The organism is Bariatricus sp. TF06-38A (assembly GCF_027690675.1).
Taxonomy (GTDB): Bacteria; Bacillota; Clostridia; order Lachnospirales; family Lachnospiraceae; genus Allocoprococcus; species Allocoprococcus comes.
In genome coordinates this window covers 1-21,544 of record NZ_JAQFCE010000018.1, presented here as the reverse complement: position 1 = coordinate 21,544, position 21,544 = coordinate 1, and the positions used below count along the sequence as shown (strand labels likewise).

The window sequence follows — 21,544 nt, the reverse complement described above, 5'->3', positions numbered from 1 at the left end:
ATTTCTTTTTTCAAGATATCCATTACTACTGTCAGATGTTACTGTTTGCATAATTCCCGGATTTCTTCTGTAACACAAAATACCTTTGCCTGATGATCCAGTGGGTTCCGGTTCTGGTAGTCAAACAGAAGCACACATTCTTCCTCTTTCATATCCCCCAGAACATCATAAGAAAACCTCTCGATGTGCGTCATTTTTCTAAGCTGCCGCTTCTCCATATTTTCATAATTTTCCAGATAACGCCTCTCTTCATCCTCACGGTCATAGAACAGGCGGAACTCTTCTTTGGAAATCCGCTCATCGCCTGCAAATAACGGACGGCTCTTTGCATTCTCCCTCAGATAAAAGTCCAGTGTCAGAAGCTGCTTATACGCCTCACATCTTTCTGCATCATAAAATCTTGCAAAATCATACAGGATCTCATATCTTGCCGTGCGTGCATGACTTAAAGTATCCAGCCCATTTTCTTCATAATACTCTGCCAGCTTTTCAAAAAGCGTAAATGGTCTTTTAAAGTGTCGGATCAGATAAGGAAGCGTGTAACAGAACTGCCTGCTGTTATAGTAGGTCTCCACCATTTCCTCGATCCCTTTCAAGCGCAGGGTATCCTCATATGGAAGCCACTTTGTATACAAAACTTCATACGGTGGCATTCCTTTATAAACCAATCCGTAATCGTCTCTCTTCTCTTCCATATAAGAACCCTTCAGTACTTTCAGAAAACCAAGCTGCAGCTGCTCCGGTTCCAGTGCATAAACATCATCAAAGGATTTTCCAAAGCTTTCATAATCTTCATACGGCAATCCTGCGATCAGATCCAGGTGCTGATGTACATTACCATAAGAATTGATTCTCCTTACCACTTCTGCAACCTGTTCAAATTTCATTGTCCGGTGAATCTCACGTATCGTATCCAGGTTGGTAGACTGCACACCGATTTCCAGCTGGATCAGCCCTGGCCGCATGGTTTTTATCAATTCCATTTCTTCTTCATTCAAAAGGTCTGCCGCAACCTCAAAATGGAAATTGGTAATGCCGTTATCATGCTCTTTGATATAACGCCAGACTGTCATGGCGTGATCATGTTTGCAGTTAAATGTACGGTCTACAAATTTAACCTGAGGTACTTTATGATCGATAAAAAATTGCAGTTCTTTTTTTACCAGTTCCAGATCACGGAACCGCAGACACTTATCTATAGAAGAAAGACAATAACTGCATGAAAATGGACATCCACGGCTTGTCTCATAATAAATAATCTTATGTTCAAAAAGCTCCATGTTCTCATATACAAACGGAACCTTACTCAGATCCATGGTCTTGCGCCATTCATTTTCCACAATCTGCCCGGTCTGTTCCCGGTATACGATTCCTTTCATATTCTGAAGTCCGTCCACTGTCTTGTCCTGATAAAAGTGTAAAAGATCGCAGAAAGTCTGCTCCCCTTCTCCTTTCATGACGCCATCCACTTCTGGCAGACGCTCCAGCACCTTTACTCCATCATAAGATACCTCTGGTCCGCCTATCCAGATGATGATCTGCGGCATCACTTTCTTGATCTCCCTGCAGATCTCTTCAACATAAGTAAGATTCCAGATATAGCAGGACAGACAGAGCATGTCCGGCTTCCTTTTGTAGATATCCCGCAGAATCTCATCGAGCTGCTGATTGATCGTATATTCTCCAATACTGATCTCATCTGATGTATCACCATACTTTTCCGCATATGCTTTCAGACAGTAGACTGCCAGATTGGAATGTATATATTTCGCATTGACTGCACCTAAAAGTACTTTCATATCGTTTCCTTTCCGTTTCCAAAAAGTTTTATCTTTAGTATCATACTCCATTTTCAGATTGACGTAAACCAAAATGATAAAATAAAATCTCCTCAGATACATTGACATTTTTACAAAAACACGGTAAAATAATGTTCTGTGCAGCCGGGGTGCTAGCGGTACCCTGTACCTACAATCCGCTATAGTGGGGGTGATGCTGTGCCGAGGGCTTTACTTGTCAAAGCTGCCTCTGGTTTGTGGCGTTGAGATTTGGGTCTTACGCGGCGGGACTCTGTGAACCGTGTCAGGTCGGGAACGAAGCAGCACTAAGCAGAACCTCTCGGGTGCCGTAAGGTAGCCTGGATTGAGTTTACAGCCAGAGTAACGTTTGGTAGGCTTTAGTTCGACGCACAGCGCACAGAAAAAAGAAATTACAAAAGCTACGGATTTTGCTTCCGTAGCTTTTTTCATGCAAAAAAGCCTGCCTTTGACAGGTTCTTCGATTAAGGATTTTCTTCCGGCATATTTGCTGATTCCTGTTCTTTCTTTTTCATCTTCTGCTTCTTGCGCAGTTCCTTGAAAAAGCTCTTCATCATCTGTGAGCATTCTTCTTCCAGAACTCCTGTCGTAAGCTCTGCCTGATGATTAAACGCTTCCACCTGTAGAAGATTCAGGATGGAACCGGCGCATCCGGCTTTCGGATTCATACATCCAACAACCACTCGTGGAATCCTTGCCTGTACAATGGCTCCGGAACACATCTGACATGGTTCCAGCGTTACATATAAGGTGCATTCTTCCAGCCGCCAGTCACCCATTACCTTACTTGCCTTTTTGATTGCAGAAATTTCTGCATGTGCAAGGGGATTCTTATCCGTTGTCCGCCTGTTGTATCCTCGTCCGATAATTTTCCCCTGATATACGATCACACAACCAATCGGTACTTCCTCAATCTTCCATGCTTTTTTCGCCTGACGGATCGCTTCCTTCATGTATTTTTCGTCTTCGGTCAATATCTGCCGCATCTTCCTTCTCCTTTACTTCTTTTCGAATCACTGCCCCTACCGGTCTGCACCAGTAACCGAAATGTTCCTCATCTTCAATCTCATATTCTTCCAGATCCAGTTCGCCATCAGATGGCTTCATGAACTGACTGAATCCAAATGCTCCTGCCGCCCGCTGCTCGCCCGAAAAATAAAGTCCCGGAACCCCAATCCAGCATTTCCCTTCTTTTTCAAATGATACCAGATGATGGTAATTATAATATCCATGGAGCAGAAAATGATTATTCGCAAGCTTCCATTCCTTTCGCGGAAGTCCGGCAAGCTCCTGACGGGTGATCTTATAGATGATATCCTTTGTGGTTTTTGGTGGTAAATCTGAATTTGCGTTCTGAGAGTTTCTTTCTTCCGGCACATTTGGGTTGCTTTTCGATTTCCTAACTGCATCTGTGTTTTTAGATTGTTCTGAGGTCTCCTGTTCTTCTATATTCTCATATTTTCTCTGGCTTGTTTTCTCCTCAAGTATTTTCTCATTTCCTGGCTTCTCGTATTTTTCATTGCTTAGCACGTCTCCGCCATTTGCAATTTTTTTATTTTTCCCCGATTTGTTTAGCTTCCATTCTTCTTCCGTAATCATCCTGCTAACATCTACCGGTCTCGCCTCATCCCAGACTGCTCCATAATATCCTGCATCCGCTCCGTTTCCAGCCCGAAGGATCATTCCACCAATCCTGCCAAACTGTCCATCTCCTCCCACATCGTCTGTCGTATAACTCAGCTTATAACCAAATGCTGCCTGCGCCCCTCTGATCTCTCCCATCCGGATTCCAATACACTTGCCATCCTCTTCATAAAAGAGATATATTTCCAGTGTACGTCCTCCTGCCACCGGAAATCCTCTCCCATAAATCTGGATTTCCGCTGTATCTGTCTGTTCAAGAACCTTCACAAATCCTGTATTTCTTGTCCTTTTTCCATTCTGATATTCATATAAATACCGGATAAAGCTTTTCATAATCTAGCACCTGCACCTTCCTTCTAACTGCCTGTTCTAAACTATTCTGACTTTCCGGTAAAAATTACCATTTTTAAAAAATCAGAGCGGAATCTTCCGCTCTGACAAATAACTCATTGATTAATCCAGATAAATCGGTGGCTCGTAGTCTTTTCCCATCGTAGCTTTCTTTCGCTCTTCCACCCCAAGGAACGCCCACTCTGTCATGTCTGTCCACTTGTGATCTTTTCGGTCATATACCTGTACATAACCGATTCTGTGTGGATGCATACGCACACTGTTTGTCCGATACTCATGTCCGGTATATGGGTTCACATCTCCATTTACCAGATCTTCATCAATATCCTCCCGACGCTTGATCGGCTGGAAATCCTGCGGCCATCCGGAAGATTTCTTTTCCTTTTTCGGAGTAATCAGCTTTGTAAGTTTTGAAAATGGTGAATTTTTCTCCTCATGAACATCTTCAGTTTCCGCCTCTTCTACTACAGGATTTTCCTCTTTCTGACAGGTTTCCGGCTGATTCTCTTCATAAGCCGGCTGTTCCTGGTACGCTTCTTCCTGCGGTTCTGCCTCTTCCTGGTAAGCAGCTTCAGAAGTTTCCTCCGGAATCTCCTCAGCCCCGGCTTCTTCAACCACTTCCGCTTCTATTTCCTGTTCGGGCTCCTGTAATTCTTCTTCAATCTGTTCTGCGTCTTCTGCAGATACTTCCACATCATCTTCTGCCGGTTCTGTGTACGGCTCTGTTTCTTCTTCAGTCAGAATATCTTCTTCCAAAGTATCTGAATCCGCAATGCTTTCCGTCTCCTTGGCAGCATGTTCTTCTGCATCAAGATCCAGTTCCATCTGTACAGCTTCTTTCTCCGGTTCTGCTGTTGTCTCTTCAAGTATATCTACAATCTCTCCAACTGTAATATCACGTTCTACATTCTTTTTTGCTTCTTCTCTTGCTGCCTTTCTTTCTTTTTTCGCGGTAAGCTTCTCAAGTTCTCTTCCCGTCGGCATCTCTTCTTCATCCAAAGCCTCCTTTTCCGAATCCGCATTACCCAGAATGCTGAGCTGGAACGGGCATCCAAGAATATCTGCGATCATACGCATATCCTGCTCCTGAAAATTATCTCTGCCAAGCCGCTGTGTCAGATTCTGACGGGACATCTTTTTCCCGGTTCTTGCTTCGATTTCTTCTGCAAGCTCTTTAATCGTCATATCTTTTCTGCTTAAAACAATTTTTACCTGCTCTCCGAATGTGAGACTAATCATTTATTTTTCCTCCTTTTCTCCCCGTATAAATATATCTTCTTTTTAAATACAGACTTATTGCTTTGTTAACTTAAAACTTTCTTGATAAAGGAATCTTTTTCACTTATCTTTTATTCTAGCAAATGACATTTTATCCGTCAACACCTAATAAATGCACGAATTTTTTGTATTTTTTTTAAAAATAATTTGACAAATCAAAATCAGTCGCTATAATAAAGCGTATCAAGAACGACGGCGTTCCCTATTATCCGGGGAACGCCTTTTTTGTTCTTTTTTTTAATCGAGAAGGAGGGACTCAGTTATGAAAAAACTAGAAATCATTATCCAGCCGGAAAAACTGGAAGCCCTGAAAACAATCCTGGATGCTTCCAATGTCAGCGGTATTATGATCAGTAACATTATGGGATATGGTAATCAGAAAGGACACAAACAATTTTATCGCGGTGCTGAATACAGCGTAAATCTTCTTCCTAAGATCAAAGTAGAAACTGTTGTTGAACCGGAAGTTGCAGAACCTCTGATTCGGAAAATTGTCGAAGAGATCAAAACCGGTGCGTACGGCGATGGTAAAATTTTTGTTTACGAAGTACAGGATGCTGTAAGAATCCGTACCGGTGAACGTGGCTCTGCTGCTCTTTAGCTAAAAATATATGTGAATTAGAATAGTGTTGAATATCGTTATCAAAGAGGATAACTACAAATGAACTGCCTGTAGATCATTCATTGTAGCTATCCTTTTTATTTGAAATGGAGGATGTTAAATATGGGATTATCTGATTTAATTGCGGGCGGAATGGATGCAACCGCCGCCACTGAACTACTGCTTAATGTTATCTGGACAATTGTCGGTGCAACTCTTGTTTACTTTATGCAGGCTGGATTTGCAATGTGTGAAGCCGGATTTACCAGAGCAAAAAATACTGGAAATATACTGATGAAAAATATGATGGACTTTGTACTTGGAAGTTTGTTCTTTTTCATCTTCGGATTTGCGATCATGCACGGAACCGACTGGAATGGTATCATCGGTATAAAAGGGTTCTTCAATCCTACAACACTTGCCGATGCCGACGGACTTTTCAACGGACTGCCAATCGGAGTCTTCCTTATTTTCCATACAGTATTCTGCGCCACATCCGCTACTATCGTATCCGGTTCTATGGCAGAACGTACAAAATTCCTTGCTTACTTATTGTATAGTGCAGCAATCAGTATTTTTATTTACCCGGTAACCGGCCACTGGATCTGGGGCGGTGGATGGCTCGCTCAGATGGGATTCCACGATTTTGCAGGTTCCACAGCAGTCCATATGGTCGGCGGTATCTGTGCACTTGTTGGTGCCAAAATCCTCGGACCTCGTATTGGAAAATATGATAAAGAAGGAAATGCCCGTGCGATTCCCGGACACAACCTTTCCATTGCAGCTCTTGGCGTATTTATTCTCTGGTTCTGCTGGTTCGGTTTCAACTGCGGCTCTACCACAGCAGCTTCCACAAACCTCGGTGATATCGCAATGACAACCAATCTTGCCGCTGCTGCCGCAACACTTGCAACCCTTGTTGTAACCTGGATCCGCTATGGAAAACCAGATGTATCCATGACATTCAACGGTTCCCTCGCCGGACTCGTAGCAATCACCGCCGGATGCGACACCGTCAGCAACTACTCTGCAATCATCATCGGACTGATCGCTGGTATCCTCGTCGTATTCTCCGTAGAATTCTTCGACAAAGTAGCCAAGATCGATGACCCGGTAGGTGCGATCAGTGTCCACGGCATATGCGGTTTCACAGGCAGTATCCTCGTCGGAGTCTTCTCCCAGGAATACACCCTCAAAACCCAGGTGATCGGTGTCCTTTCAACCGTAGCCTACGTCCTCGTAATGGCAATCATCGTATTCACCATCATCGATAAAACCGTAGGCCTCCGCGTCACCAAAGGAGAAGAACTCGACGGTCTCGATATCCACGAACACGGCTGCTCAGCATATGCAGACTTTAACTTCCGTTTATAGCCGGGCGAAGTAAAATAAAAAGATACAGCCTCTGGGATGCTTGCATTTCAGAGGCTGTATCTTTTTATTTTAATGAGCGGCTACGCGACTGAGGAAAGTCATCAGACTTTCCGAGGTTCGCCCGGCGGACGTCTTGTACTACCTTTATCATTCTACCACTTCTTATTCTTCAGCACGATCGCCGATTTCTTACCCATCATCAGTGAAATATTTCCCTCTTTCACGATATACTCTTCGAATTCTCCAATATACCCATCTTCATAAGAATACATCACTCGCGCCATATTATGTCCTTCGGCAACTTCTGCCTGCCATACCGGAACCCTTACTTCCTTCAGATGATCGGAATTATTGATAATAACCACGATCTGCTCATTCCCCCAGAATCTTCCATAGGCCAGAAGATCCGGTTCTGCTTTCAGCATCTTGATTGATCCCTTTCTGAGAGCCAGAGACTTTCTGTGGATTTGGATCATCTCACGGTAGAAATTGATCAGATCCCGGTTTTCTCTTCCCCACGGATAAGTTCTCCGGTTATCCGGATCCGTGAAACCACAAAGTCCTGCTTCGTCTCCATAATAAAGGGTCGGTGCTCCCGGCCAGGTCATCTGCATGATGATCGCTTCCCGCATAACTGCAAGGCTTACCCCTTCTTCTGCCGCACGCGACCCAAGCTGTCCCACACGGCCAACCTTGTGGTTGGTACGCGTCAGGAAACGGGAATGGTCATGGTTTGACAACTGGTTCATCGCCGTCTGAAGTGACGGTGTCATCATATTTGCCATATGATGCTTCATCGCATTCATAAAATGGTCTGCATTTCCGAGAAGATCGTCGCGATATTCATCACTGTGTTTCTCCATCCCGGTCAGAAACCAGGTGACCGGCTCCATAAATGCATCGTAATTCATAACGCTGTCCCATTCATCGCCCTGCAGCCAGTCACTCGGATCTCCATAGTGCTCGGCAAGGATCAGTGCATGTGGATTTGCTTCTTTTACTGCCTTACGAAATTTCTTCCAAAATTCATGATTGTACTCATTGCTTCTTCCAAGGTCTGCCGCAACATCCAGTCTCCAGCCGTCTACATTATACGGCGGTGAAACCCATTTCTTTGCGATACCAAGAACATACTCTTCCAGCTCTTTTGAATCTTCATAATTCAGCTTTGGCAGCGTATCGTGTCCCCACCAGCCGTCATAGCTTCCATTGCCCGGCCATTCATTCTCCCCGGTACGGTGGAATAGAAAATAATTCCGGTACGGACTCTTCGGTGACACAAAAGCACCTACTTCGTAACCATCGGCGCTCTCGTAGATCAGCTCTCTGTCCAGCCATTTATTGAAAGAACCACAATGGTTGAAGACGCCGTCAATGATGATTCGCATTCCCCTCTTATGGAGTTCTTCTACCAGCTTGATGAACAGCCGGTTACTTGCTTCCAGATTCTCTTTTCTGGTAGTTCTTGTCCGGTAACGGTCCGCATGGATATTGTTATTTTCTCCCGGATCCAGAAGCCTTCCTTCATCGACTTCAATTTTACCGACATGCGGATCAATATAATCGTAATCCTGTGTGTCATATTTATGATTAGATGGTGATACAAATAGTGGATTACAATAGACAACTTCTACTCCAAGTCCATGCAGGTAATCCAGTTTATCAATGATCCCCTGGATATCTCCTCCGTAAAATTCCCGTACATCCATCGGCTGCGGATCCCGGTACCAGTCATCTACATGCTGAACCTGTTCTCCAATATAAAAGTACTCTCCCGTCTGTACATCATTATCCGGGTCGCCGTTACAGAAGCGGTCTGTATAAATCTGATACATGACCGCTCCTTTTGCCCAATCCGGTGCCGTAAAGCCCGGCACGATTTTAAAATCATAATAATCCACAAGTTTGCTCTCTGCTCCCCATTTGTTATAGTAGCAGATCTCATTTCCTGATCTGATCTTAAAATGATACCGGAATGGTTTATCTTCTAATTTGTATTTCACTTCATAAAAGTCAAATGCCTTATTTGAGATTACTTTGTTCATTGGAATGCATAGTTCGCGGTTTTCCAGATAGACTTCATCTACGTCGTGAGCTGCTGTACGGAACCACAACTGAAGTTCATCTCCTGCCTCCGGTTCCGGCGGACTCACATACGCCTCTGTTCCATCACAAAACAATGCTTCTTTTTTCATAATCTAGCCTCTATTCTTCAAATAATGCTTCAAATTCTTCTCTTGTAATCTTCTCTTTTTCAAGAAGCAGATCTGCACATTTATAAAGAACAGCTTCATGCTCTTTAATAATGGTCTTTGCACGGTCATAACATTCATCAATGATCCGCTTCACTTCACTGTCGATCGTTGTGGCAACCTGTTCACCATAACCTCTGGAGGTATGACCAAAATCTCTTCCGATAAATACTTCATCATTATCATCTCCATAGCTTACAAGACCAAGTGCTTCCGACATACCGAACTTCGTTACCATGGATTTGGCGTATGCTGTTGCCTGCTTGATATCCTGGGATGCCCCGGTTGTAATATCATCAAAGATCAGCTCTTCTGCCACACGTCCACCTAGTGATACGGTAATATCCTGCAACATCTTTCCTTTGGTATTGAACATCTCATCCTTTTCAGGAAGCGGCATCGTATATCCGGCTGCCCCTACACCGGTAGGAATGATCGACACGCTGTACACCGGTCCTACATCCGGAAGTACATGGAATAAGATGGCATGTCCTGCTTCATGGAATGCAGTGATCTTCTTCTCTTTATCAGAAATTACACGACTCTTCTTCTCTGCACCGATTCCGACTTTTACAAATGCTCTGCGGATATCCTCCTGTTGCAGATACACTCTTCCATCCTTTGCTGCAAGGATCGCAGCCTCATTCAGAAGATTTTCCAGATCAGCTCCGGTAAATCCTGCCGTTGTTCTCGCAACCTGTTCCAGATCCACATCATCCCCGAGCGGTTTGCCCTTGGCATGAACCTGAAGGATTTCCAGGCGTCCCTTTACATCCGGTCTGCCGACCATGACTTTACGGTCAAAACGTCCCGGTCTTAAGATCGCCGGATCAAGAATATCGACACGGTTGGTTGCTGCAAGTACGATGATTCCTTCATTCGCGCCAAAACCATCCATCTCTACGAGGAGTTGGTTCAGCGTCTGCTCTCTCTCATCATGTCCGCCGCCCATACCGGTTCCACGACGTCTTGCCACGGCATCGATCTCATCGATAAAAATAATACAAGGTGCATTTTTCTTAGCATCCTCGAAAAGATCTCTTACACGGGATGCTCCGACACCGACAAACATCTCCACAAAATCAGAGCCTGAAATGGTAAAGAACGGGACACCTGCTTCTCCTGCAATTGCTCTTGCAAGAAGCGTCTTACCTGTTCCCGGAGGTCCTTCAAGAAGGACACCTTTAGGGATTCTGGCTCCTACCTGCGTATACTTCCCGGGGCTCTTGAGGAAATCCACGATCTCTGCAAGCTCTTCCTTTTCTTCCTGCAGTCCGGCAACCTGCGCAAACGTCACATGGTTTTCTTCCTGCGTGCTCATCTTTGCCCTGCTCTTTCCGAAGTTCATCGCTTTTGCATTCGATCCGCCCTGACGATTCATCATCATCACAACAAATACCATGATACCTGCCATCAATATGATCGGAACCAGTGTTGTTGACATCCAGCTGTCCTGCGGGACATTGTCCACACTGTAGGAAATATCATAAGATTCAAGCAGATCCTCTGCACTGTTGACATCGGATACATGAAGCTGTTCGATGTCATCATTCTTCAGCCGGATCTTCAGTGTCCCGGTCGGTGCGACTTTGTTCTGCTTGACCTCTACACTTTCTACCTTCTCTTTTTTCAGATCTTTCTGAAAATCCTGATACGTGTATGCTGTCTGCTGCACACCCGACTGGCTCATAAACCAGTACACACCTGCCAGCACCAGAACACAGAGCAGAATCGAAAGACCACTGATTCCTCTTGTCTTATTATTATTCAAAACCTGCTCCTTCCACCTGTTACATCTCTACACTTCCGATGTACGGTAAGTTTCTATATTTTTGTGCATAATCCAGACCGAATCCTACCACAAATTCATCCGGGATATTAAATCCGACATAATCTACATGTACATCGCGCACACGACGATCCGGTTTATCAAGAAGTGTACAAAGCTTCATGCTCTTCGGTCCTCTCTTCCGAAGGATGTCAAGCAGATAATAAAGAGTACGTCCTGAATCTACGATATCCTCAACAACAATTACGTCTTTTCCTTCCAGAGACTCATCCAGATCTTTTGCAATCTTAACAATTCCACTGGACTGGGTTCCGTCACCATAGCTGCTGACACTCATAAAGTCCATTGTTACCGGCACTGTAATCCTTTTTGCCAGTTCACACATAAAGAACACTCCACCCTTTAAAACACAGATCAGATGAACCTGCTTTCCCGCATATTCTTCACTGATTTTTTTTCCAAGTTCTTCAATTCTAGCATTTACTTCTTCTTCCGGAATTAACATTTTCACTTTCTCGGCCATTTAAAGTACCTCCATTTATCGTAATTTCTAATATTTTCGTTGTCTGCTCTGTCACCTGGTATGCCTTGCTCTGCCGGCAGCCCACAATCCATAAAATCTCGCTTCCCTCTGCGATCAGAGGAATTCCGGCACGTTCTGCCACTGGTATTTTTTTATTGATAAAATAGGATTTCAGCTTCTGCCTTCCTCCGCTTTCATCAATTACAATAAAATCGCCAGCCCTTCTGGTGCGTACAGCGACACTCTGTTTTATTATACCATAATCAAACCATTTCGTGTACGTTTTTTTCGGGATCTGGCATCTGCATTCTTCTTTTTCAAAAATACGGTAGGAAATTTCCCATTTCCCGTAAGATATCTTTCCCGAAACCTGCTTCAGATCCAGATTTTTCTCTTCTTCTGCCAATTCCGTGTCCTTCTTTTTCCGCTTCAGTTCAATTCCTTCATAGGTTCTGCATGCACAGACCCCATAAGGAAGATCCAGTCTTTTTCCAACCTGCTTTTCAAACAGTCCCTCCAGCTTTTCTACATGAACCTGCTCCAGATCTTTTTCATGTTCTGCCACCAATGCCAATGCTTTCCGGAGAATCATTTTCCGGATCAGCCGTTCCTGTCGGTGATATGCATCTGCATGGATGCAGATTTTTTCTCCATTTTGGTCAGTACAGATCTGATATGCACTTTCTGTCTGCCGTTCCATATAATCCCAGATCTCCCTAAGCTGATCCATAGACCGATTCATATGCTCCACGGTTTTTTCATTGATATTTTCTTTAAAATACGGAATCACATGGTTACGGATGCGGTTTCGCATATATGCATCTTCCATATTTGTCGCATCAATGCAGTAAGGCATCTCCCGTCCTTTCAGATAATCCTCGATCTCTTTTCTCCCCACGCAAAGAAGCGGCCGTATATACATCCCATTTACCGGATATATACCGCCGAGTCCCCGAAGTCCGCTGCCGCGGGCCAGATGCAGGAAAAATGTCTCTGCATTGTCATCCTGGTGATGTGCCAGTGCGATCCTTGTTCCTCCCCATTCTTCCGCTGCCTGCTCAAATATTTCCCTTCGTGCAGTCCTTCCCGCCTCTTCTTCTGACATCCTGCATTCCACTGCCATTTTCGGAATATCCACCGAAACACTCCTGCATGGGATTTCTTTTTTCTCACACAGTGTCTTTACAAATTCTTCATCAGCTTTTGCCTCTTCCCCACGGATCCCGTGATTCACGTGTACCGCAAGGATCTCAAATCCGATCTTTTTTCGCAGCTCTTCCAGTATCAGAAAAAGGCATACAGAATCTGCCCCTCCGGAAAGACCAACGACAACTTTATCTCCTTTTTCAAGCATCTTCCACTGCCTGATATAGTTCTCTACTTTTTCTAACATGGTAAATTCCTCTCGTCTTTTATCTACTGTAACACATCTTCCAGATTCCCGCCACAAGGACTGTCATATCATCTCCTGCTTTTCCGGCCGCCAGCTCCAGCACCTTATCCAGAATATAATTCGCCAGTTCCTCCGGATTCTCCAGCGGACTTCCCCCAATCATCAGATCCAGTAAATGCTCCTGCTCTCCTGCCGGAAGCGCATCCAGGATCCCGTCCGATACCATGACCACCACATCTCCGGATTCCAACTGTCTGGTTTCCTTTTCACTTTGCTGTCTCTGGATTACCCCCAGCGGAAGACTTTCCGAACGGATATGCTCCACCCCGTCTTTAGTCCGCAGAAATGTCACTGCCGCTCCTGCTTTTACAAACTCACATTTTCCATTATAGAGATCAAAAATGCTCATATCAACCGTAGAAAAGCGAACCTCTTCCCGTCCCATAACAAGAGCCGTATTGATCATGGAAAGTGCAGTTTCCACAGGAAATCCTGCTCCAAGAAGCTCTTCCAGCATTTCTACCAGCATCCCGCTTTCCTGTAGCGCTCTCTCACCAGATCCCATTCCGTCTGACAAAATTGCCGCCTCTTTTCCACCCGGAAGTGTCTTCATAAGAAAACTGTCACCAGATACCTTTTGTCCGTTTTTTCCCATTTTTGCCACACCCTGCAGCACATAATATCCCGGTCCTTCCACACATACAATAGTTTCATACTCCTGTCCCAGAACCTGCCTCTCGTTCTGAGCCGGGCACATCCTTCTCTTAGTACATACTGATAAAAGCTCTGCCGCTTTTCTGGTTGGGATACAGTTTCCCTTCTCACTTTTTACCGTTACATGAATTTCATATCTGCCATGCTCATCCACAAAAAAAACGGAACTCAGCATCCGGATCCCTGCCTTTTTGAAATGCTGCGCAACCTTTTTTGCAAGCGGCGGATCCGTAAAAATACTCGCATCCAGATCTCTCGTCACATGGCAGAGCATGTCCGCAAAAGAATCCAGCTGTGCTGCACATCCCTCACGGCTCTGTACCATCTTATTATTCCACACCAGAATCCTTTTTGCCTCCTGGAAAGTTTCCAGTGATTCTCGTAAAAACCGTGGTGCCTGAATACACTCCCTCTGAAGATGCTGTTTCATCTCTTTATTCAGTTCTGCACCATATCCTTCAATCGTACATAAAAGATCATAAAAAAGCTGCCAGTGTTCTGCCTTCTTTCTCTCCAGGCACTCTGATTTCCTGCTGCATCCTCTGCACACCTTCTCCGTAATCCGATCATACATTTCTGTCATTTCTTCGGGTGTAAAACATTGCTTTTTCGGCTCCATTTTCAGAAACCTGTCTGCCAGATGCCGAAGCGACACTGCCATTTTATCTGCCTGCGTTACATATGGACTTGTGATCACTTGCTCCTCTCTGTATTTAACCTCCATTTGCCACCACCCTCTAAATTTCTATGAATGAAAAAAGCTTCGGGATATTTTCTTCCCAAAGCTTTTCTTACGTTACTGCTGTGCGCGGAACAGAATCTCATTCTCCTTTACAAGTCCCAGCTTCTCTCTGGCGACTTCCTCGATGTATTCATCTGTTCCTACATATTTTTTCAGTTTATTAATTTCTTCTGAGCGTTCTTTTTCCGCATCGATCTGTGTCTGCAGTTCTTCTTCCTGCACCTTATATGCATCATTGCTCTTTTTGAGCGCCATCCCATGTACAATAACCATGCCGCATAATAATATAATAACTGCGGTAATCGCAACAATACTTCTTTTGTGCTTCTGAAGCCCGCTCCCCGGACGCTTTTTCCGGTTCTTCTTTAAGCTTCCCATCTAATCTATTCACCTTTCGCTATCAGTTGATCTTGTATAGCTTCTTACTACCAAACCCATTTAGTCTTCTACAGTGTACCGTTTTTAATCAGATTTATCAACTCTTTTTACTCTTTTTTCACAAATTCGTGTAGAAATCTTTTTGTAAGCTCTTACAAAGACAGCTGAAAGCAGCGCCATCCCGATTGATCCGAGCGCAATCCCCAGTCCGATATACCACCGCAGAACACCATCACTCGTATGATAGATCTGCACAAAAGTATAAACGGAAATTCCTGCCCAGTAACAGGCATCCTCCAGATTGATCAGCCACAGTCTGTGAGCAACCAGTCTGCGCAAAACCCTGATCCACAGATAGACTGCCACAATCAGGACACCGGTCAGGATTGCATAGCAGAAAACCCTGATCTCAGTTCCGATACCAGACATTTTTTCTCCTCCTACCGAAACAATTTTGACAACAGATTTTCTCCGGCTTTTGCTCCCGAATGGATATCCGAATAAGAAATATTGTCAATATTGCCTGCCAGGTCGACCTCCCCTTTTTCAAGATTCAGCCGGTTTACATGCATGTCCGTACCTTTTACCATCAGCATTCCCTGCTCTGTCTCAAGCAGGATTTCATTTAAATCAAAAGAAAGAACGTCCAGCACTCCCGTTACTGTACCTGTCTTCCGGTTATTGATAACCAGCCTGTGATTCTGAGGTTTTACCAGCTGTCTCTCTTCCATACAAATCCCAACCTTTCCTATACTGTCTTTCTAGTTATTGTATGAATAATATCTGGTAAATATGCCTCGGATCCGCTGCCGGAACAATCTCAAACCACATCTTTTCAGATGTTCCGGAACTTTAAAGATAACGGAATAAATCTGCCGCCTCTTCTTTTTTAGTCGTATCTCGCAGATCCAGAACCTCTGCCTTTACAGTCTTGGTTCCAAACTGGATCTCAATGATATCACCTTTTTTTACTTTCGTGGAAGCCTTCGCCACCGCCCCATTGATCAGGACTCTTCCTGCATCACAGGCTTCATTTGCAACGGTACGCCGTTTGATCAGGCGGGACACCTTTAAAAATTTATCAAGTCTCATTTTGATTTTCCCTTCCCGTAATATGAATAAAGCGCAGCCCTTTTCAGACTGCGCCATTTTTCAAAAATGTTCTACAAATTATGCATTAACAGCATCTTTTAAAGCTTTTCCTGCTTTGAATTTCGGAGCCTTGCAAGCTTCGATCTTCATAGTTTTTCCAGTCTGTGGATTTCTTCCTTCTCTTGCAGCTCTTTCGCTTACTTCGAAAGTTCCGAATCCTACTAACTGAACTTTTTCACCTTTTTTCATTTCTTCTGTAACAACATCAACAAATGCTTTTAATGCTTTTTCTGCATCTTTCTTTGAAATATCTGCCTGTTCTGCAACTGCAGCTACTAATTCTGTCTTATTCATGACTTACGTCCTCCTTTAAAATATACTCCCGGAACACCCCGGCATTTTGTCTTTTTGCTAGGTTTATTCTGCGTATCCATGCGTTCTGACACGCCCCTTACCCTACATATGTTATATAGGTTTTTACCTTCTTTGTCAAGTCTAAACCCTTAAAATCTAAGAAAACCGAACGCTATATCTGAAACGCAAACAGATTCCGCAAAAACCGCTTTTTTTCTTCTGTCTGTGCGACAGAAAGTGAAAGTTTTTCGACATTTTTTGCAGGAATCCATGCCTTTCCTGAGTGGTAATACGAATTGGTGATCTTCCAGAATTTTTCCGGATAAGCAAGACGGATTGCAAGGTAATCCCGTTCTTTTTTCCCAAGATTATTCACCGAATCATACGCTCTCATCATCCGATATCCAAGCCGTTCATCATAATGATGCTTTTCCATACATTTGCGCAGGAAATAATACAGATCTTCCATCTGAACATCCCGGTGTGCATGTTCAAATCCAGTCACCGCCATGCCCTCCTGACAGACCAGAAGATTATGATAATTATAGTCTCCGTGGACCATATGATTTTCTGCCTCCGCTTCTTTAAAAACACTGTCCAGATCCATATTTTCCAGTATTTTCAGCACTCTGTCTGCCCAAAAATACATCTGGTCATATCCCTTTAAAAATGCGATCTCAAACGGGCTTTTCACACTTCTTCTGCAGACAAATTCCCGAACCTTTCTGAGTTCTCTGTTATGCCTTGCATACTCCTTGATCACCGGATTTTCTTCTCTTCCTGCAAATCCGTTTTCTTCCCCAGCCAGACGCATGCATAGATGGATCCGGGCAAGATTTTCCGCACCGGCGATCAGTTCATTTTCACGTCTGACATCACACTCACGTCCCTGAAACCATTTCTTTAAGATATAGCCTGTTCCATCCTCGGCTTTACTGACATAAGCATCCTCTTTATTAAGCAGAGGCGTATCTACCCATTCAAATCCATTCGCATTTAACTGCTCATATATTTTTGCAAGCGCGCAGATCCGGCTCTCCTCCATGCGCGTCTCCTTCAAGAGGAGCAGCCCCTTATCTGTATCGCATAAAATAGCACCCCTTACTTTATGGGTGCCGAATACTTCCATCTGATATTGTGTCAATACACTGATTCCATAATCTTTCATGGCTTCCCCCTGCCGCTTTGTTTTACCGGTCTTTCTAATGTATGCAGGGGGAGACTTAAGTCATGCATGATTTTTGATTATTCCAGTTCTTTTATTCTGGCAAGTAAATATTCCCGTGTATTTTTCTCCGGTTCCTCGATCACTTCCTGTAAAAGTGTCTGGAGTGTCTGACCAATTTTCGGTCCTTTTTCAATACCTGCCGCGATCAGATCCTGACCGTTTACTTTCAGTTCTTTTAAAGAAACACATTGCTTTTTCTCCAGAATCTCCTGGTAGCACTTCTCGATACCAGCCAGATTTTCCAGCTTCTTATCACGCTGATAATCACTCTGTGCCAACGTATCAGCCATCCGTACCTTCATATAATACGGGAACAGTTCCGCACTGATCCGGTTCATTGCGCGGCGTACATGCTTCATCGTTGCAGGCATCCGGTCATCATGATACAGCACCAGCTTTGACACCTTACGCAGCGTATCATTATCGAATTTCAAGCGATGCATGATCGACTTTGTGAGTTCTTCGCTGACGTATGCATGCCCTTTAAAATGTGCCGTCCCATCCGGATCGACCGTCTTTCGTGCCGGTTTCCCCGTATCGTGAAACAGCATTGTAAGACGCAGCACTTTATCTGCCGGAATATTCATCAGCGCATGGATCGTATGCTCACCTACATTATAACAGTGATGCAAAGTTTCCTGCGTTGTTTCCATCATTGCATCGAATTCCGGGAGGATCACCTTTGTGATCCCAAGCTCATATGCATCCTGGATCTTTTCCGGATGATCGGAGACCAGAAGCTTTACAAGCTCTGTCTGGATACGTTCTGCACTGATATAGGAAAGATTTGGTGCAAGTTTTCGGATTGCCTGTCTGGTCTCTTTCTCAATCTCAAATCCAAGCTGTGCCGAAAAACGGATCGCCCTCAAAATCCGCAGGGCATCCTCCGAAAAACGTGCCTCAGCATTTCCCACACAGCGGATCACACCTTTTTTCAGATCCTCCATCCCATGAAACAGATCCACCAGTCCGTCCTGTTCATTGTACGCCATCGCATTGATCGTAAAATCCCTGCGCAGCAGATCCTCTGATAGACTTCTGGTAAACTGCACTTTACTCGGATGCCGGTTGTCTTCGTATTTCCCGTCAATCCGGTATGTCGTCACTTCAAATCCTTCTCCATTTAAAAGCACCGTAATCGTTCCATGCTCGATTCCGGTGTCAAAAGTTCTGGCAAATAATGACTTTGTCTCTTCCGGCGCTGCCGATGTTGTGATATCCCAGTCACCCGGCACACGTCCGAGAAAAGAATCCCGGACGCAGCCGCCGACTGCATATGCCTCAAAGCCATGTTTTTGTAATGTAGTTATAATTCGATTCACCTTTTCAGGTAACTGAATTTTCATATACATTCGCTCCTAGTATGCTTTTCCAAAATAAACAACATGTTTAGCCTGTTTGCCACAGAAAATACAGGTATCTCCGTCTTTTACCTGATCCTCTTTGCAGATACAGCGGGTGGTTGCTCCACCTGTTGCTGCCTTGATCTCATCTTCACATTCTGCGCTTCCACACCATTTTGCTTTGATGAATCCACGTTTGGTGTTGAATTTTTCATTCATTTCATCCATGGTTTCAGCAAAATCAATATGGCTGTCAAGGAATGCTTTTGCACGGTCATACATATCCTTCTGGATTGTTTCAAGGATCTCGCCAAGTTTTGTCTCGATCTCATCTAAAGAAACAACGATCTTTTCTCTTGTATCACGACGTACAACAACAACCTGGTTCTGTTCGATATCCTTTGGTCCGATCTCGATACGTGTCGGGATACCAAGCATTTCCTGCTCACTGAATTTCCATCCAGGGCTCTTCTCAGAATCGTCGATCTTCACGCTGTAGCCAGCTTTTTTCAGTCTCTCTGTCAGTTCATTTGCTTTTTCAAGAACGCCTTCTTTGTGCTGTGCGATCGGAATGACTCTTGTTTGAACCGGTGCGATTCTCGGTGGAAGAACAAGTCCGCTGTCATCACCGTGAACCATGATCAGGGCTCCGATGATACGTGTAGACAGTCCCCATGAAGTCTCATATACGCTGTGAAGTTCATTGTTCTTATCCAGATATTTGATGTCAAATGCATCCGGGAACGCATTTCCGAAGAAATGGCTGGTTGCAGACTGAAGTGCTTTTCCGTCATGCATCAGAGCTTCTACGGTGTAAGTGTCCTGTGCACCTGCGAACTTCTCGCTCTCTGTCTTCGGACCTGATACGAACGGGATTGCAAGGGAATCACGGATCAGTTCCTGATATACACGAAGCATGGTCAGTGTTCTCTGTTCTGCTTCTTCATAAGTTGCATGAATGGTGTGTCCTTCCTGCCATAAGAATTCTCTGGAACGAAGGAACGGTCTGGTTGTCTTCTCCCAGCGAAGTACCGAACACCACTGATTCCATACTTTCGGAAGGTCACGGTAAGACTGTACGGTTCTTGCCCACAGGTCGCAGAACAGAGTCTCCGATGTCGGACGGATGCACATTGGCTCCTGAAGAGTCTCAAGACCACCTTTTGTTACCCATGCAACTTCCGGTGCAAATCCTTCGATATGATCACTTTCCTTCTGGAGAAGGTTCTCCGGGATCAGCATTGGCAGATATACGTTTTCAACACCTGTCTCTTTAAATCTCTTGTCAAGGTCTGCCTGGATCTTCTCCCAGATTGCATATCCATTTGGAAGATAATTAAGACATCCTTTTACACTTGAATAATCACAAAGCTTTGCTTCTCTTACAACGTCGGTATACCACTGTGCGAAATCTTCATCACGAGAGGTAATCGCCTGTACAAATTTCTTTTCCTTAGCCATTGATAAAGTTCTCCTTCTCTTCATTTTTGATTTTATAAATAAGGTTATCATAAAACCAGAAGATGCTGCTCTCTGCAGCCTCTGCCGGATGCAGGGGATTCAGATCAGACATGCTTTGCCCGTAAAATAAAAAACACCAAATCTTCATGCCCCTGACAAGGGACCGAAAATTCGGCGGTACCACCCTAATTAATCGTATTACGATTCACTTCATTACCCGTTAACGCCAGGCATACGCCACACTTTTCATGCGGAACTCCAAGGTCGGTTCTATAATTTCCATGTAGCTTCCTCCCACCAGCCAGAAGCCTCTCTGTGCCACTTTCATCATATACTAGTCCTCTTCATCGTCAAATCTCTTCGATTTACTATAGAGTTTAATTGAGATTTTCGGATTTGTCAACCCAATTGACAAGCCCTTTCCGTTATGCTTTAATCAAAGAAACAAAATTTTCGCATATGGGGAGGAATTATTTTGCAAACACCTGAAATTCTATATGAAGACGACCAGATTCTGGTCTGCCACAAACCTGCCGGTGTTCCCGTGCAGACAAAAAAGATCGGCACACAGGACATGGAGAGCATTCTGAAAAATTATCTGTTCATCCATTCTTCACATCATGCCGGACATAAGCCACCTTATCTTGCCGTGATCCACAGACTGGATCAACCGGTTTCCGGCATCCTGGTTTTTGCCCGCACACCTGCGGCCGCGAAAAATCTGAACCAGCAGTTACAGAACGATCAATTTGAAAAATACTACCAGGCTGTAGTATGTGGATCCCTTCCGGACTCCGGCACTCTGACCGATTATCTGGTAAAGGACGGTCGCACCAATACCTCCCGCATCTGCAGTAAAAATACACCCGGTGCCAAAAAAGCTGTCCTTTCGTATGAAATACTGGAAACTTCCGAAGTGACTGGCTTATCCGTTGTTCAGATCCATCTCGGAACCGGACGCCATCACCAGATCCGTGTCCAGATGGCAGGTGCAGGCGCACCACTCTGGGGTGACAACAAATATAACCCGGAATTTGTAAATAAAAGAGGATATTTCCCGATTGCACTGCGGGCTTTCCGGCTTTCTTTCTGCCATCCGACCACCGGAAAACGCATGGAATTTGAAGTCCCATGTAACTGGGAACAGTTGGAAACAAAAGCAGATTAGCCTGCAAATAAAAAGTCAAGGCTAAATTTAAGAACATTGAAA

At 44.4% G+C, this 21,544-nt stretch carries 20 protein-coding genes, 1 other RNA gene and 1 other annotated feature; of the genes, 4 read left to right on the top strand and 17 right to left on the bottom strand.

Features of this window, described 5'->3' with window-relative positions; genetic code table 11:
- Nucleotides 1-38 precede the first annotated feature (38 nt).
- Entirely contained in the window at nucleotides 39-1,799 is a 1,761-nt protein-coding gene (locus PG418_RS12990; RefSeq protein WP_055249087.1) for a B12-binding domain-containing radical SAM protein, read from the bottom strand.
- A gap of 136 nt (nucleotides 1,800-1,935) precedes the next feature.
- On the opposite strand from PG418_RS12990, the gene ffs reads away from it, so the two are divergent.
- Nucleotides 1,936-2,199: signal recognition particle sRNA large type (gene ffs / locus PG418_RS12985), an RNA gene on the top strand.
- Between the two features lie 82 nt (nucleotides 2,200-2,281).
- Here the strand turns inward: ffs and tadA are convergent.
- The 3 genes from tadA to PG418_RS12970 all read right to left on the bottom strand — a co-directional run bounded on the left by tadA (nucleotide 2,282) and on the right by PG418_RS12970 (nucleotide 5,051).
- The gene (tadA, locus tag PG418_RS12980; protein ID WP_172676465.1) at nucleotides 2,282-2,803 is read right to left on the bottom strand and encodes a tRNA adenosine(34) deaminase TadA; all 522 of its coding nucleotides are present in this window, start codon (nucleotides 2,801-2,803) and stop codon (nucleotides 2,282-2,284) included.
- Nucleotides 2,727-3,794, bottom strand: coding sequence for a hypothetical protein (locus PG418_RS12975; protein ID WP_195488757.1), 1,068 nt, complete (start codon nucleotides 3,792-3,794; stop codon nucleotides 2,727-2,729). The genes tadA and PG418_RS12975 overlap by 77 nt, the downstream gene beginning before the upstream one ends.
- 120 nt (nucleotides 3,795-3,914) lie before the next feature.
- Nucleotides 3,915-5,051: a hypothetical protein gene (locus PG418_RS12970; protein WP_008370037.1), complete on the bottom strand. Its 1,137-nt coding sequence runs from the start codon at nucleotides 5,049-5,051 to the stop codon at nucleotides 3,915-3,917.
- A gap of 301 nt (nucleotides 5,052-5,352) precedes the next feature.
- Between PG418_RS12970 and PG418_RS12965 the strand changes: the two genes are divergently transcribed.
- Together PG418_RS12965 and PG418_RS12960 are read left to right on the top strand one after the other, a co-directional pair.
- Nucleotides 5,353-5,691, top strand: a complete 339-nt coding sequence (locus tag PG418_RS12965; protein WP_055249032.1) for a P-II family nitrogen regulator — start codon at nucleotides 5,353-5,355, stop codon at nucleotides 5,689-5,691.
- Between the two features lie 123 nt (nucleotides 5,692-5,814).
- Nucleotides 5,815-7,065 (top strand): ammonium transporter, encoded by a 1,251-nt coding sequence (locus tag PG418_RS12960; protein WP_498837488.1) that lies wholly within the window; start codon nucleotides 5,815-5,817, stop codon nucleotides 7,063-7,065.
- Nucleotides 7,066-7,217: 152 nt separating this feature from the next.
- Here PG418_RS12960 and PG418_RS12955 read toward each other — a convergent pair whose 3' ends face one another.
- The 13 genes from PG418_RS12955 to proS form a co-directional block, all read right to left on the bottom strand.
- The gene (locus PG418_RS12955; RefSeq protein WP_055249031.1) at nucleotides 7,218-9,260 is read right to left on the bottom strand and encodes a glycoside hydrolase family 13 protein; all 2,043 of its coding nucleotides are present in this window, start codon (nucleotides 9,258-9,260) and stop codon (nucleotides 7,218-7,220) included.
- Nucleotides 9,261-9,270: 10 nt separating this feature from the next.
- The gene (gene ftsH / locus PG418_RS12950; RefSeq protein ID WP_022220226.1) at nucleotides 9,271-11,088 is read right to left on the bottom strand and encodes an ATP-dependent zinc metalloprotease FtsH; all 1,818 of its coding nucleotides are present in this window, start codon (nucleotides 11,086-11,088) and stop codon (nucleotides 9,271-9,273) included.
- Between the two features lie 19 nt (nucleotides 11,089-11,107).
- Nucleotides 11,108-11,629, bottom strand: coding sequence for a hypoxanthine phosphoribosyltransferase (hpt, locus tag PG418_RS12945; RefSeq protein ID WP_044998745.1), 522 nt, complete (start codon nucleotides 11,627-11,629; stop codon nucleotides 11,108-11,110).
- Nucleotides 11,580-13,022 (bottom strand): tRNA lysidine(34) synthetase TilS, encoded by a 1,443-nt coding sequence (gene tilS / locus PG418_RS12940; RefSeq protein ID WP_347005485.1) that lies wholly within the window; start codon nucleotides 13,020-13,022, stop codon nucleotides 11,580-11,582. The genes hpt and tilS overlap by 50 nt, the downstream gene beginning before the upstream one ends.
- Nucleotides 13,023-13,041: 19 nt before the next feature.
- Nucleotides 13,042-14,460, bottom strand: a complete 1,419-nt coding sequence (locus PG418_RS12935; RefSeq protein WP_195488875.1) for a SpoIIE family protein phosphatase — start codon at nucleotides 14,458-14,460, stop codon at nucleotides 13,042-13,044.
- Between the two features lie 72 nt (nucleotides 14,461-14,532).
- Nucleotides 14,533-14,856, bottom strand: a complete 324-nt coding sequence (locus PG418_RS12930) for an FtsB family cell division protein (RefSeq protein ID WP_008370019.1) — start codon at nucleotides 14,854-14,856, stop codon at nucleotides 14,533-14,535.
- Nucleotides 14,857-14,940: 84 nt separating this feature from the next.
- Nucleotides 14,941-15,285 (bottom strand): spore cortex biosynthesis protein YabQ, encoded by a 345-nt coding sequence (gene yabQ, locus PG418_RS12925; RefSeq protein ID WP_008370017.1) that lies wholly within the window; start codon nucleotides 15,283-15,285, stop codon nucleotides 14,941-14,943.
- A gap of 11 nt (nucleotides 15,286-15,296) precedes the next feature.
- Nucleotides 15,297-15,587: a sporulation protein YabP gene (gene yabP, locus PG418_RS12920; protein WP_008370015.1), complete on the bottom strand. Its 291-nt coding sequence runs from the start codon at nucleotides 15,585-15,587 to the stop codon at nucleotides 15,297-15,299.
- A 121-nt stretch (nucleotides 15,588-15,708) separates the two neighbouring features.
- Nucleotides 15,709-15,948 carry an RNA-binding S4 domain-containing protein gene (locus tag PG418_RS12915; protein ID WP_022220222.1) on the bottom strand — a complete coding sequence of 80 codons (240 nt, stop codon included), beginning with the start codon at nucleotides 15,946-15,948 and terminating at the stop codon, nucleotides 15,709-15,711.
- Between the two features lie 78 nt (nucleotides 15,949-16,026).
- Nucleotides 16,027-16,302: a non-specific DNA-binding protein Hbs gene (locus PG418_RS12910; RefSeq protein WP_117557536.1), complete on the bottom strand. Its 276-nt coding sequence runs from the start codon at nucleotides 16,300-16,302 to the stop codon at nucleotides 16,027-16,029.
- A gap of 172 nt (nucleotides 16,303-16,474) precedes the next feature.
- Nucleotides 16,475-17,470 carry a CotS family spore coat protein gene (locus tag PG418_RS12905; protein WP_022220221.1) on the bottom strand — a complete coding sequence of 332 codons (996 nt, stop codon included), beginning with the start codon at nucleotides 17,468-17,470 and terminating at the stop codon, nucleotides 16,475-16,477.
- 77 nt (nucleotides 17,471-17,547) lie between these two features.
- Nucleotides 17,548-18,876: a CCA tRNA nucleotidyltransferase gene (locus PG418_RS12900; protein ID WP_055156192.1), complete on the bottom strand. Its 1,329-nt coding sequence runs from the start codon at nucleotides 18,874-18,876 to the stop codon at nucleotides 17,548-17,550.
- Between the two features lie 12 nt (nucleotides 18,877-18,888).
- A complete protein-coding gene (gene proS / locus PG418_RS12895) occupies nucleotides 18,889-20,334 on the bottom strand; it encodes a proline--tRNA ligase (protein ID WP_008370004.1) in 1,446 nt (481 codons plus the stop codon).
- Between the two features lie 155 nt (nucleotides 20,335-20,489).
- Nucleotides 20,490-20,691: a binding site (T-box leader), on the bottom strand.
- Between the two features lie 118 nt (nucleotides 20,692-20,809).
- On the opposite strand from proS, the gene PG418_RS12890 reads away from it, so the two are divergent.
- Nucleotides 20,810-21,502 carry an RluA family pseudouridine synthase gene (locus tag PG418_RS12890; protein ID WP_022220218.1) on the top strand — a complete coding sequence of 231 codons (693 nt, stop codon included), beginning with the start codon at nucleotides 20,810-20,812 and terminating at the stop codon, nucleotides 21,500-21,502.
- The last annotated feature ends 42 nt before the right edge of the window (nucleotides 21,503-21,544 follow it).